Origin of the sequence: Pacificoceanicola algae (assembly GCF_049341065.1) — a bacterium.
Taxonomy (GTDB): domain Bacteria; phylum Pseudomonadota; class Alphaproteobacteria; order Rhodobacterales; family Rhodobacteraceae; genus Pacificoceanicola.
Genome location: NZ_JBMPIX010000019.1, coordinates 41,712 through 55,202, shown reverse-complemented (window position 1 = coordinate 55,202; position 13,491 = coordinate 41,712). Strand labels below are relative to the sequence as shown.

8 protein-coding genes are annotated in these 13,491 nt (G+C 62.7%); 7 read left to right on the top strand and 1 reads right to left on the bottom strand.

Annotated elements, in window-relative coordinates; all coding sequences use genetic code 11:
• Position 1: 1 nt before the first annotated feature.
• Positions 2–1,507, top strand: coding sequence for a LysM peptidoglycan-binding domain-containing protein (locus ACOYQJ_RS20250; RefSeq protein WP_422907824.1), 1,506 nt, complete (start codon positions 2–4; stop codon positions 1,505–1,507).
• Between the two features lie 35 nt (positions 1,508–1,542).
• On the opposite strand, the gene mntR is transcribed toward ACOYQJ_RS20250, so the two are convergent.
• Positions 1,543–1,968 carry a manganese-binding transcriptional regulator MntR gene (mntR, locus tag ACOYQJ_RS20245; protein WP_422907823.1) on the bottom strand — a complete coding sequence of 142 codons (426 nt, stop codon included), beginning with the start codon at positions 1,966–1,968 and terminating at the stop codon, positions 1,543–1,545.
• 161 nt (positions 1,969–2,129) lie between these two features.
• On the opposite strand from mntR, the gene ACOYQJ_RS20240 reads away from it, so the two are divergent.
• The 6 genes from ACOYQJ_RS20240 (at position 2,130) to ACOYQJ_RS20215 (ending at position 13,455) form a co-directional block, all read left to right on the top strand.
• Complete coding sequence (locus tag ACOYQJ_RS20240; protein ID WP_422907822.1) at positions 2,130–3,419, top strand: Nramp family divalent metal transporter; 1,290 nt, start codon at positions 2,130–2,132, stop codon at positions 3,417–3,419.
• A 149-nt stretch (positions 3,420–3,568) separates the two neighbouring features.
• Entirely contained in the window at positions 3,569–6,157 is a 2,589-nt protein-coding gene (mprF, locus tag ACOYQJ_RS20235) for a bifunctional lysylphosphatidylglycerol flippase/synthetase MprF (RefSeq protein ID WP_422907821.1), read from the top strand.
• Position 6,158: 1 nt separating this feature from the next.
• Positions 6,159–8,195 carry a bifunctional DedA family/phosphatase PAP2 family protein gene (locus tag ACOYQJ_RS20230; protein WP_422907820.1) on the top strand — a complete coding sequence of 679 codons (2,037 nt, stop codon included), beginning with the start codon at positions 6,159–6,161 and terminating at the stop codon, positions 8,193–8,195.
• Between the two features lie 110 nt (positions 8,196–8,305).
• Positions 8,306–10,120, top strand: coding sequence for an ABCB family ABC transporter ATP-binding protein/permease (locus ACOYQJ_RS20225; RefSeq protein WP_422907819.1), 1,815 nt, complete (start codon positions 8,306–8,308; stop codon positions 10,118–10,120).
• Between the two features lie 181 nt (positions 10,121–10,301).
• Positions 10,302–12,446 (top strand): malate synthase G, encoded by a 2,145-nt coding sequence (locus ACOYQJ_RS20220; protein WP_422907818.1) that lies wholly within the window; start codon positions 10,302–10,304, stop codon positions 12,444–12,446.
• Positions 12,447–12,678: 232 nt separating this feature from the next.
• A complete protein-coding gene (locus ACOYQJ_RS20215; protein WP_422907817.1) occupies positions 12,679–13,455 on the top strand; it encodes a gamma-glutamyl-gamma-aminobutyrate hydrolase family protein in 777 nt (258 codons plus the stop codon).
• The last annotated feature ends 36 nt before the right edge of the window (positions 13,456–13,491 follow it).

Here is a 13,491-nt window from a genome sequence, read left to right as displayed (position 1 = left end):
GATGAGCAAACTGGCACTCTATGCCGCGATAGGCGGCACGGGAACATTGGCGGCAGCGGCCGTTTTGGTTGCCACAGGCGTGATTGATCTGGACAAGTTATTGGGGCGTAAAGCTGCGCCCGTGAAGGCGGCCTTGGTCGCCCCGGAGGTCGACACGCCCAGTCAACCGGCGGCCCCTTCGGCGCCCGACGCCGCTTTGAAGGCGGACCCGGCGCAACTGCCCGCTGCCAAGCCGGACCAGTCCGAAGAAGCGGTGCTTCAGCCGCCGCAGGACAAACCGTTTGAAGCGCCGCAACCCGTGCCAGACCAACCGTTGGCTGAACCGCAGTCCGCGCCCGAACCCGCCGTGCAAACCGCCGAACCTCCAAAGGCCGCGGCCGCCCTTGGTCCTCGGTTCGATCTGGTGCGCGCCGAGCCGGGCGGCAGCACCCTTGTGGCTGGCGCGGGCACCCCCGGTGCCACGCTTGAGGTGATGGTAGATGGCGATGCCATGGCCAACACACAGATCGGCCCGGACGGCCGCTTTGTTGTCTTTCTGGACCTTGTCGCCAGCGATCAGTCGCATGTGCTGAGGCTGTTGCAAAAGCTGGGCGCCGAGGAACTGACCTCGGACGAGGAAGTGATCATCGCGCCGGTGCCGGTCGTCGCCACCGCAAAGCCAAAGCCAAAGCCGAGGGACGAGCAGCTCGCGGTGCTGGACCCCGGCAAACCCGGTCTGACCGAGACTGAACCCGCCGCACCCGAAACCAAACCTGCCCAGCCTGCGCCCGAAACGCGGGCCAAGGCACCGCAAGAGGTTCAGATCGCTCAGCCTGAGACTGTGCCGGCCAAGGCACCTCAAGTTGCCCAAACCGCCCCGGATGTGACCACGGAATTGGCCGCTGTGGCCCCTTTGCCCGCCGAAGCGCCAGAGGTGATCGCAAAGGACGCCGCCCCTGCGCCCAAAGCCGCGCCTCCTCCGATCAATCCGGCCCCAGCTACACAAGCGCCAGCGGTTCTGTTGTCCTCGTCGCGCGGCGTTGAGGTTCTGCCAACCGCACCTCTGGCCCCCGGCGACGTCGCGCTGGATTCCATCAACTATGACGAGGCAGGCGAGGTTTTGTTGTCTGGACGTGGCGATCAAACCGCCTTTGTCCGGGTCTATCTGGACAATGCCCCGGTGACGACCTCGCGCATTCGCGCCGACGGGCGCTGGCGGGTCACCTTGCCGGCGATCGACACCGGCACCTACACGTTGCGCGTTGATCAACTGGACGCGGCAGGCGAGGTCATTGCCCGCGTCGAAAGCCCCTTCCTGCGCGAAAGCCCCGAGGCGCTTGCGGCCGCCCCAGTGGGCGGGCCCATCACCGCCATCACGGTGCAACCGGGCAATACGCTTTGGGCGATCGCACGGAACCGCTATGGCGAGGGGATGGATTACATCAAGGTTTTCGAGGCCAACAAAGACCGCATCCGCGATCCCGACCTGATTTATCCCGGGCAGATCTTCGATCTACCGTCGCAGTGATCCCCAGACGGCTTCGCCCCTGACGGACCAAAGCTTTAGCGGTCTTTGAGAAACGCCTCGAAGGCCGCCAGTGTGCGATCCGACACGTGGTGCTCGATCCCTTCGGCGTCCATTTCGGCCACATCGCCCGGGACACCCACGGCGACAAGCAGTTCGACAACGGTGCGGTGACGCGCGCGCACACGGTCGGCCAGCGCGGCCCCTTCTTCCGTCAGAAATACGCCGCGATAGGGACGGGCGGTGGCCAACCCTTCGCGTTTCAGCCGGGCGATGGCCTTGGTTGCCGTGGGCTGGGCAACGCCCATACGTTCGGCAATATCGGCCACCCGGGCTTCGCCCAACTCGCTCAATAGATCGCCGATCATCTCGACGTAATCCTCAAGCAAGGCCACCGATTGCACCTGACGCGCCCGGGTAAAACGGTCGGCTTGTTGCTGCGGGTGATGCGGCGTGTCTGGCATGGGAGCTTTCCGGGACAAGGCGGTAGGGGTAATGTATAGCCAAGGCTTATCAGTCACACCAGTATATTCCAGGACCAAGGCCAGGCAATCTTGAATTTAGCCTTGTAGAAAAGATAGCTTTGGCTATATCTGCAAGACGCAGCCTTTTCCGGTATCCAACCATGCAGAGCCTGACCAAAAAGACACGCAAAGGCATTTCCGATGTGCTCAGCGGCGAGCGCCGCGATTGGCGCAGCCGGTTTCTGTTTGCCGGTCCGGCGATCATTGCTTCGGTCGCCTATATGGACCCGGGCAATTATGCGACCAACATTCAGGCGGGGGCGGGATATGGCTATACCCTGCTTTGGGTGGTTCTGCTGGCCAACCTCATTGCCATGCTGTTCCAGTCGCTTTCGGCGCGTCTGGGGATCGTGACCGGCAAGAACCTTGCCGAGCTGTCGCGCGATCATTTCCCCAAGCCCATCGTCTGGATTATGTGGGGCGTCAGTGAAGTGGCCGCGATGGCCACCGATCTGGCAGAGTTTCTGGGCGGCGCGATCGGCTTGTCGCTGTTGTTCGGCCTGCCGCTGATCGTGGGCATGACTGTCACGGCGATCGTGACCTATGCCATTTTGATGTTCGAACGGCAGGGCTTTCGCCCGATGGAGCTGATCATCGGCGCCATGGTTGGGGTGATCGGACTGTGTTATCTGGCCGAACTGGTGATCGCGCCGGTCGACTGGGCTGCGACCGGGCTGGGCATGATGCAACCGGTTCTGCCCGACAGCGCGGCGCTGACCATTGCGGTCGGGATCATCGGCGCAACCGTCATGCCGCATGCCATCTATCTGCATTCCGGGCTGACCCAGTCGCGGGCGGACGTGCGCAACGACGATGATCGGCGCAAGGTGCTGAACTTTTCGAACGTCGAAGTCGTTCTGGCATTGGCCGTGGCCGGGATGGTCAACATGGCGATGGTGATGATGGCGGCCAGTGCCTTTCATCAGGGTCACTCCGAGGTTGCCGAAATCGAGACCGCCTACCACACTCTGACGCCCTTGTTGGGCGCGGCGGCGGCGGGCATGTTCCTGACATCTCTGATCGCTTCGGGGGTGTCCAGTTCGGTGGTGGGGACAATGGCGGGCCAGATGATCATGCAGGGATTCCTGCACATTCAGGTGCCGATCTGGCTGCGCCGGTTGGTGACCATGGTGCCCGCCTTTGCGGTGGTGGCGATGGGCGTGAACGCCACGCAGGCCCTTGTCATGAGTCAGGTCATCCTGTCCATCGCGCTGCCGGTGCCGATGGTGGCGCTGATCATATTCTCGGCCCGGCGCGACATCATGGGGGCGTTTCGGGTTGGCCCCGTGTTGCGTGTGCTTGCGTTGCTCGGGGCGATTGCGGTGTTGAGCCTGAACTTCATTCTGCTGGCTGATTTCTTTGGCCTCTCCATGCCGTTTTTCGATGGCTGAGCCGCGTCCGACTGGCTGGGCGGGGCGTTTCCAAAAGCTTGAAAATCGGTAACAAACGGCCTTCTTGCATCCGCCGATGTTTACAGTGGCCCGGTCTATGGCCTACCAGCATAGCGAACCCGCATCATCGACAAGGGCCAAGGCAAACCATGACCACGCCGAACCTGAGCGCGCTTCGCCGATCCCTGCCGATTTTAATGGGGGTCGCTCTGTTCGGACTTGGCCTTTATGCGCTGAGCCACCTGATGCATTCGGTCGATCCGGCGCTGGTCATGGTGCAGATCAAGGCGACGCCGTTCAACGCTTTGGCGCTGGCCTTCTCGGCAACGGCGGTCGCCTATGTCGCGCTGATTGGATATGACGCGCTTGCCTTGCGCTTTATTGGGAAATCCCTGCCTGCCCGTGTCGTCTGGTTCGGCGGGTTTCTTGGATATGCGCTTGGCAATACCATCGGGGTCAGCATCGTTTCCGGGGCCGCCGTGCGCTATCGGATCTATTCGGCCTTTGGTCTCGACGCATTTGATGTCGCTACGGTTTCGGGCTATATCGCCGCCGCTTTGGGCACCGGCCTGACCTTGATCGGCCTTGCCGCGCTCGGCATTCATCCCACAGTGATCGCGCCGGTCCTCAGCCTGCCGCCCGATGTCGTGCGCTTTGGGGCGTTGGCCGTCCTGTTGGTCTCTGTCGCGCTGATCCTTTACATATCCGTCGGGCAGCGCCGGTTGCAGATCTGGCGCTTTGACCTGCGCCTGCCGTCCCCGAAAAGCCTCGCGGCTCAACTGGTGATCACCGTTTTCGATGTCATTGCTGCAGCCTTTACGCTGTGGGTTCTGATGCCGGCCGGAACGCCGGATTTCAGCTCGTTCGTTGCGATCTATGCCATCGCGACCATGGTCGGCGTTCTCAGCCACGTCCCCGGCGGGATCGGCGTGTTTGAAACGGTGGTGATCGGAACATTGCCCGCCAGCGCAGCGGTCAGCGATGCCGCGGCGGCACTGGTTCTGTTCCGCATCATCTATTATCTGGTGCCCTTTGCCTTGGGCTTTGTGCTGGTCTCGTTGAACGAGGCCCGTCTGGCCGGGGGCATGATCAGTCGCCTTGCGGGCCGCATCCCGGACAGTTCGCGCCCGGCCATCGAAGCGGTGCACGGCATCGCGCCATCGCTGGCGGCGCTCGTGACCTTTGGGTTCGGGGCTTATCTGCTGGTGGTTTCGGTGATCCCCTCGGCCCGCGACAGCGCGCTTGTCGAAGGTGAGTTCGTCGCGGCGCTGTTGCTTGAGGGCGGAACGCTGCTGTCGGCAATGACCGGCGTGGTCCTGCTGGTGCTGTCGCATGGGCTTGCGCGCAGGATCAGGGCGGCCTTCCTGCTGACGCTGCTTGCGCTGACCCTTGGGGCCTTTGCCGCCCTGTTGAACGATCTGGACTTTGAGACTGCGGCGCTGCTGATCTCTGGGGCGCTGCTGCTGCTGCCTTTCGCGGGCGGCTTCCCCCGACAGGCCAAGCTGACCGAAGGCGTATTCAGCGCGGCGTGGTTCCTGCTGGTCTTTGGCGTCGTGGTGGCCGCGGCCGGGTTCTTCTTTTTCCTGCATCGCACGACACCCTATTCCAACGATCTTTGGACCGAGATCGCGCATGGGGCAGACACGCCGCGCGCGCTGCGGGCGGGGCTTTTGGCCTCGGCGCTGTTGCTGACCTTTGGCGTATTCACCGCCCTGCGCCCGGTGCGTCGCAAACCGGTGTCGGCACAGGACGCGGGGGTTCTGAGCGCCGTCAGCGCGATCTTGGACAGGGCAGGGCAACCGCAAGGCTGTCTTGCGTTGTCAGGGGACAAGCAGTTCCTGTTTTCCGACACCGGCAGTTCGTTCCTGATGTACGGCGTGCAGGGGCGGCGCTGGGTGGCCTTTGGCGATCCGATCGGCAATCCGGCGGAATTTCCGGCCCTGTGCTGGGCCTTCATTGATCTGGCCCGCCGCGCCAACGGCCAGCCCCTTTTCTACGAAGTCGGCCCGGAAAACCTGCCGATTTTCGTCGAGATGGGTCTGGGCCTGCACAAGGTCGGCGAAGAGGCTATCGTCCTGTTACCAGACTTCAGCCTGAGCGGCAGCAGCTTCAAGTCCATGCGCGCGGCCTACAACAAACGTCTGCGCGAAGGGCTGTCGATGGAGATCACGATGCCGCCGCATTCGCCTGCGCTGATCGAAGAGTTGCGGGTCATATCCGACAGTTGGCTAGGCGGCAAATCGGGGCGCGAAAAGGGCTTTTCCGTTGGCCGGTTCGATCCGGACTATCTGAACCGCTTTCCCATAGCGCTGGTGCGGCGCGAGGGGCGGATTCTGGCCTTTGCCAACATCATGGCGCCCGGCGATGGCCGCCAGATCTCGATCGACCTGATGCGCTATCTGCCCGAGGAGGCCTCGGGGATGATGGAGTTCTTGTTCCTTTCCCTGCTCGAACACTTCCGCGACATGGGCGCGGCAGAGTTCAGTCTGGGCGTGGCTCCATTGTCGGGTTTGTCGACGCGCTCGGTCGAACGGCTTTGGAACCGCTTTGGCCGCTTCATCTATCGCCACGGCGGTGCTTTCTACAACTTTGAAGGGCTGCGGGCCTTCAAGCAAAAGTTCCGCCCAGAATGGCGGCCGCGCTATATCGCGGTGCCGCCCGGGCTGTCGCCGACACGCGCGATGGCGGATGTGGCGTTGCTGATCGCGGGCGGGCCGCGCGGGTTGATCGGGAAGTGATGTGCCGGGAATAACGCTCGACCAGATCCTGCCGTCTATCCAGTCGCTTGGCATTCTGGGCTATTGGATCATTGCCGCTGCCTCGATGCTCGAGGCGTTCTTTCTGACCGGCGTTGTGATCCCCGGGACTCTGATCGTTGATGCGGGCGGGATTCTGGTACAGCGCGGCGTGCTCGACTATTTCGATCTTGTCTGGTTCGTGGCCATCGGGTCCATCCTTGGCAGCGAAGCCAGTTACTGGACCGGGCGGCTGGCGAAATCCACGCTCAGTCCCGGCTCTCGGTTCATGCAATCGCGGGCCTACGCGCGGGCGCAATCGCTGTTTGCCCGGCGCGGCGGGATTGCCCTTGCGCTGGGGCGGTTTTCCGGGCCGGTCGCGGGGCTTGTGCCCCTGGTCGCGGCTCTGGCCGGGATCGAGCGTCGGACCTTCGTGATCTGGAACATTGTCGGGGCGATCCCCTTTGCCTTTGCCCATGTGTCGATCGGCTACCTGCTGGGCGGCGCCTTGGGCCATATCGGTGCCCGTGCGACCCGCCTTGCCTTGCTGCTGGGCGTTCTGGCCATCGTCCTGATCTTGGTCTGGTGGCTGTTGTTCCGGCTTTTCCGGCTGTTGCCGACAGCGTATTCGCTGGCGCGCGCCGCATTGACGGCCATCGCCGAATGGCCGGTTCTTGCGCGCTGGCTGTCCGCCCATCCTCAGGTTCGGCAATGGCTTGCACACCGCTTTGACGCGGACAGCTTCCTTGGTCTGCCACTGACCTGCCTTGCGCTTGTCTTTGTCTATGTGCTGGGCGTTTGGGCGGACGTGACCTTGGACTTTGCCCTTTCGGCGCCGGTCTTTGGGATTGATCAGAACGTCGCCCAACTGGCCCATCTGTTCTGGTCGCCGGTCATTTTGCGGATCGCGGCGCATGTGACGGCCTTGGGCGACAGCCGGGTGATCGTGGCCCTGCTGGGGGCGACTGTGATCTGGCTGCTGCTGGCGCGTCGCTGGGCGCTGATGACGGGCCTCATGGTTGCGGTTCTGGGCAATGTGCTTTCGGTCGCGCTGCTGAAAGCCATCTTCGCGCGCCCGCGCCCGGAGCTGGCTTATTTCGTCGAAACCTCGGGCAGCTTTCCGTCAGGCCACGCGGCAATCTCCATCGCCTTCTACGGGACGCTGGCCTATGTGCTCTGGCGGTTGGGGCGGCTGGGGCAGGTCACCGGGTTCATGTCGGCCAGCATCCTTGCACTGGCCATCGGGTCCAGCCGGGTGATCCTGATCGAACACTACCTGAGTGACGTGTTGAACGGTTGGCTGATCGGCGGTCTGTGGCTGTTGGTCGGTGTCACCGTGGCCGAGTGGCGCCTTCACCAGCGCATGGGGTTTGGCACCGATACCGTTGCACTTTCGCGTGGGGTGGCCGGGGTTGCCGGCATTGGCGCGCTGGTCGCCTTCGCCATCTGGCAGATCACGGGCTATGACAAGGCGCTGGCTGTCCGCTCCTCACTTCAGGCCGATCAGTTGATCGCGGCGCCCGAAGGCATCCTGTCCATGCCCAAATACCAGCCCTATGCCGAAACGCTGATCGGCGACCGGGCCAGCCCAATCAACCTGATCGTGGTGGCAGCAGATCAGGACGCGGTGGCCGCGCTGATGACGCAGGCAGGGGGCACGGTCACGGCGGCCCCGACAACGCTTGGAAGGCTTGCGGATCTGGCCAGTGAGGCGATCCGGAAAAAAGCGACTCCGGCCAACCTGATCCTTCCGCTGTTCTGGTCCGGTATGCCCGATGATCTGGGGGTGCAGTTCGACACTTCGGGGGCCGCACCGCTGATCGCACGGCTCTGGCGCACCGGGTTTGTCACGTCCAGCGGCGGTCGCGTCTTCGTCGGCTCGGTCACGCCGGACGACCGGCTGGCCGAAACCGCGCCGACCGAGGACGAGGTCGCCAAAGCCCGCGACCGGCTGATCGCGCTGGTTCGCCAGACCGGCCTGAATGGCCTTGAAGTCGCGATGTCCGCAGGCGGTGACGTCGGCATTATGTCCGTTCAGTAAGCGCGCCTTATCCCGCAAAACCAAGGCGGTGCGGTCGGTCCTTGGGCCTTGGCTCTGGTATTCCGCGGCGCAGCGCCTTACATCGCGGGGACGTGATGTGAGGAAGACAGATGCCACCTGTGCAAAGTGCCGCAGAAATCGCAGCCGAAGAACGCCGCTCGGGCTGGCGGACCGTCCGCAAGGTCGGGCCCTATCTGTGGCCGGACGACAAGCCTTGGGTCAAGCAGCGCGTGGTCATGGCGCTGGCGCTTCTGGTGCTGGCCAAACTGATCGCCGTGGGCACGCCGATCCTGTACAAACGCGCCGTCGACAGCCTGTCCGGCGAGGTGCCTGACCTGATGCTGGGCGCTGTTGGCCTGACCGTGGCCTATGGCATGGCGCGGCTGATGACCGTAGGGTTCCAGCAGCTCCGCGATGGCATCTTTGCCAAGGTCGGGCAGCGCGCCTTGCGCACCCTTGCGCTTGAGACCTTCACCCATATTCACCGCCTGTCCCTGCGCTATCACATCACCCGCAAGACCGGCGGTCTGAGCCGGATCATCGAGCGCGGTGTGAAGGGCGTGGACTTTCTTCTGCGCTTCATGCTGTTCAGCGTTGGCCCTTTGGTGTTGGAGCTGACGCTGGTCGCAGGCGTTCTTTTCTACCTGTTTGACGTCTGGTATCTGATCGTCGTTACCGGGGTGATCGCGCTTTATGTCTGGTTTACCTTCAAGGTTACCGAATGGCGGGTAAAGCTGCGCCGCGAGATGAACAAGCAGGACACCGATGCCAATCAGAAGGCCATCGACAGCCTGCTCAACTTTGAAACCGTCAAGTATTTCGGCGCCGAGGCCCGCGAAGCCGCGCGCTATGACGTTGCGATGAAGGCCTATGAAGGCGCGGCAGTCAAAACCGCCACATCGCTGGCTTTCCTGAACTTTGGCCAAAGCTTTCTGATCACCTCGGGGCTTGTGGCCGTCATGACGATGGCGGCGCTGGGGGTGCAGGGCGGCAGCCTGACCGTGGGCGATTTCGTCATGGTCAACGCCTATATGATCCAGATCACCATGCCGCTGAACTTCCTTGGCACGGTCTACCGCGAAATTCGCCAAAGCCTTGTGGACATGGGCGAGATGTTTGACCTGCTGGAACAGCCGCAGGAGGTTTCGGACAAACCCGGCGCGCCCGAACTGGACGTGCAAGGCGGCGTTGTGGAACTGGACAGCGTCAAGTTCGGCTACGATCCCACGCGCCCGATCCTCAAGGGCGTGTCGGTCAAGGTGGGCGCCGGACAGAACGTGGCGCTGGTTGGCCCCTCCGGATCGGGCAAATCCACCATCGGGCGGCTGCTGTTTCGGTTTTACGATGTCGGCGGCGGTGCGATCAGGATCGACGGGCAGGATCTGCGCGATGTGACTCAGGTCAGCCTGCATTCGGCCATCGGCGTGGTGCCGCAGGACACGGTGCTGTTCAACGACAGCATCCGTTACAACATTGCCTACGGTCGCGACGGCGCTACCCAGGATGAAATCATCGAGGCGGCCAAGGCGGCGCAGATCCATGACTTCATCACATCACTCCCCGAAGGCTATGACACAGCCGTGGGTGAACGTGGGCTCAAGCTGTCGGGCGGTGAAAAGCAGCGGGTGGGCATTGCGCGCACCTTGTTGAAGAACCCGCCGATCCTGCTGCTGGACGAGGCGACAAGCGCGCTCGACACCGAGACCGAAGCCTCGATCCAGGACGCGTTGAAACGCGCGGGCGAAGGCCGCACGGTGATCACCATCGCCCACCGCCTGTCGACCATTGCGGATGCAGATCGGATCGTGGTGTTGCAAGAGGGCGAAGTTGTCGAAGAAGGCACGCACGACGATCTTCTGGCGCGCCGTGGCCGCTATGCGGCGCTTTGGGCCCGTCAGCAGGCCGAGGAAGAAGAAGCGGCTTGAAGGGCCTGTTGATCGGGGGCCGGTGGAAACGCTTTCGCTGATTGGTGTCGCGCGGCTTTGGCGGTTCGCCACCGCGAATGCTTGAATTGGTAAAATCATGTGACCAGACCTGTTGCCTATCGGAAACTTGGGGCTTATTTGGGATCTTGGCTGCAACAAGACCGGACAGGGAGAGACAGGCATGTCGCAACGGGTTGAACGGAGCGGGCTTCAGGTCGCGCAGGAATTGGCTGATTTCATTGAAACCCAGGCTCTGCCGGGCAGCGGTGTTGAGCCTTCGGCCTTTTGGGCGGGGTTTTCGGAACTGGCGCATGAGTTTGGCCCGCGCAACGCGGCGCTTTTGGCCAAACGCGAGGATTTGCAGAAGCAGATTGACGAATGGCACAAGGCGCACCTGGGCCTGCCGCATTCGCACATCGAATATCGCGCCTTCCTTGAGGACATCGGTTATCTTCTGCCCGAGGGCGAGGATTTCCAGATCGACACCTCGAACGTCGATCCCGAGATTGCCAGCGTTCCCGGCCCGCAGCTTGTGGTTCCGATCACCAATGCACGCTATGCGCTGAACGCGGCCAATGCCCGTTGGGGCAGCCTGTATGACGGGCTGTATGGCACCGATGCCATGGGATCGCTGCCGCCCAAAGGCGGGTTCGAGCGCGGCCGCGGCGCCCGCGTTGTGGCGCGGTCCCGTGTTTTTCTGGATGAGGCCTTCCCTATCATCGGACTGAGCCACGCAGATGCGCGCCGCTATTACGTGCACAAGGGCGCGCTGCTGGTGGACGATCAGCCCCTGATCGCGCCCGAGAAATTTGTTGGCTACAAGGGCCACCCCAAGGCGCCGGATGCTGTTTTGCTCCAGAACAACGGGCTGCATGTGGAACTGGTCTTTGACCGCACGCACCCGATTGGCGCGCGCGATCAGGCGGGGCTGGCTGACGTTCGGCTTGAATCCGCGATCTCGGCGATCATGGACTGCGAGGATTCCGTCGCTTGCGTCGATGCCGAGGAAAAGGTGCAGGCCTATACCAATTGGCTGGGGCTGATGAAGGGCGATCTTGAGGACCGCTTTGAAAAGGGCGGGGAGGTCGTTACGCGGGCCCTGCATCCCGATCTGACCTTTACGGCCCCCAATGGCGGCGAGCTGACGGTCAAGGGGCGTGCGCTGATGCTGGTGCGCAACGTCGGACATCTGATGACCAACCCTGCGGTGCTGTTGAAAGATGGCTCCGAGATTTTCGAAGGGCTGATGGACGCCATGGTGACCGTGCTGATCGCGCGGCACGATCTGAACAAGGACAGCGGTCTGCGCAATTCGCACGCGGGGTCGGTCTATGTGGTCAAACCCAAGATGCACGGCCCCGAAGAGGTGGCCTTTGCCAATGAAACCTATGGCTTTGTCGAAAAAGTGGTGGGTCTGCCGGAATACACCGTCAAGCTGGGCATCATGGACGAGGAACGCCGCACCAGCGTGAACCTCAAGGAATGTATCCGCGCGGCCAAGCATCGTGTGGCCTTTATCAACACCGGCTTTCTTGATCGCACTGGCGATGAGATCCACACCTCGATGGAGGCTGGGCCGTTCAGCCGCAAGGATTTCATCAAGCGCAAGGCCTGGATCGGCGGCTACGAGGCGCTGAACGTCGACATTGGTCTGGAGTGCGGGCTGTCCGGACGCGCGCAGATCGGCAAGGGCATGTGGGCCATGCCCGACAAGATGGCGGCCATGCTGGAAAGCAAGATCGAACACCCAAAGGCCGGTGCGAACTGCGCCTGGGTGCCGTCGCCCACCGCCGCCACACTGCACGCGCTGCATTACCACAAGGTGGATGTTTTCGCGGTACAGGCCGCCCTGCTGAAGGGCGGGCGGCGCAGCCATGTGGATACGATCCTCGATATCCCGCTGGCGGCTTTCCAGAAGTGGACGAAAGAGCAGATCGCCCAAGAGGTCGAGAACAACGCGCAGGGTATCCTTGGCTATGTCGTGCGCTGGATCGATCAGGGCGTCGGCTGCTCCAAGGTGCCGGATATCCATGATGTGGGCCTGATGGAAGATCGCGCGACCTGCCGGATTTCCAGCCAGCACATCGCCAACTGGCTGCACCATGGCGTGGTGTCGCGCGACGAGGTTATGCAGATCATGAAGCGCATGGCCGAGGTTGTGGATCGCCAGAACGCCGGTGATCCGTTTTACAAACCGATGGCTCCCGGCTTTGATGGTATCGCTTTCAAGGCGGCCTGCGATCTGGTCTTCGAGGGCCGTGTGCAGCCTTCGGGCTATACCGAGCCGGTCCTGCACCGCCGCCGTTTGGAGCTGAAAGCCTCTTGAGCCAAAACAAAGGTGCCACCGGGCAACCGCGCGGCGCTTGAAGAAGGGGGGCTTTGCCCTCCTTCTTGCTTTTGGCAGGGTCGGGTCACTCCGGCCCCTACGGCAACCGCTCCGGCGTGAGTTGCCCGTTTTGCAGGCACTGCGTGCTGCTTGTGCATTTGCGCAGGGTGCTTCATCTTTCGCTAGTAGTCGCTATGGTTTAATTATGGCGCAAAGGCATGGAGCAAGACAGATGGCGCGGCCTATCGTTGGGATTATCGGCAACCAGCATTTGATCAATGATCAATACACCGTTCACGGCGGCGGTGAGATGAATTCAGAGGCGGTGGCCGACGTTGCGGATTGCCTGCCTTTGCTGGTGCCGGCAGACCCGCGCTTTGTCTCGGTCGAGGAGCTTCTGGACACCTGCGACGGCTTTTTGCTGACCGGCGGGCGCCCCAATGTGCACCCCGAAGAATACGGCGAGACATGGACCGAAGCCTATGGCGCCCATGACAGGGCGCGCGATTCGATCACCTTGCCACTGGTGCGGGCCTGCGTTGAGCGGGGGCAGCCCTTTCTGGGGATTTGCCGCGGCTTCCAGGAGGTCAACGTCGCCATGGGCGGCACGCTTTACCCCGAGATTCGCGATCTGCCGGGGCGGATGAACCACCGCATGCCCCCCGATGGCACGATGGAAGAGAAGTTTGCCCTGCGCCATCAGGTCAGCCTGACCGAGGGCGGCGTGTTCCACCGCCTGTTCGGCGCAACCGAGGTGATGACAAACACACTGCACGGGCAGGGGATCAAGACCCCCGGCAAACGTGTGGTGATCGAAGGCTATGCGCCCGACGGCACACCCGAAGCGATTCACGTCGAAGGGGCCAAGGGCTTTACCCTGTCGGTGCAATGGCACCCGGAATGGGACGCGGCCAATGATCCCGTCTCGCGCCCGCTGTTTATGGCCTTTGGCGATGCGGTGCGGGCTTGGTCGGCGGGCAAGGCAGGCGATCTTAGGCGCAGCGCCTAGGGGTTACAGGATGCCCAAGCACCCGGCGCGGGGAAA

Coding starts and splice junctions, on each gene's coding strand:
- ACOYQJ_RS20220 (WP_422907818.1), top strand. CDS start 10,302: ATGTCGCAACGGGTTGAACGGAGCGGGCTTCAGGTCGCGCAGGAATTG.
- ACOYQJ_RS20240 (WP_422907822.1), top strand. CDS start 2,130: ATGCAGAGCCTGACCAAAAAGACACGCAAAGGCATTTCCGATGTGCTC.
- ACOYQJ_RS20215 (WP_422907817.1), top strand. CDS start 12,679: ATGGCGCGGCCTATCGTTGGGATTATCGGCAACCAGCATTTGATCAAT.
- mntR (WP_422907823.1), bottom strand. CDS start 1,968: ATGCCAGACACGCCGCATCACCCGCAGCAACAAGCCGACCGTTTTACC.
- mprF (WP_422907821.1), top strand. CDS start 3,569: ATGACCACGCCGAACCTGAGCGCGCTTCGCCGATCCCTGCCGATTTTA.
- ACOYQJ_RS20225 (WP_422907819.1), top strand. CDS start 8,306: ATGCCACCTGTGCAAAGTGCCGCAGAAATCGCAGCCGAAGAACGCCGC.
- ACOYQJ_RS20250 (WP_422907824.1), top strand. CDS start 2: ATGAGCAAACTGGCACTCTATGCCGCGATAGGCGGCACGGGAACATTG.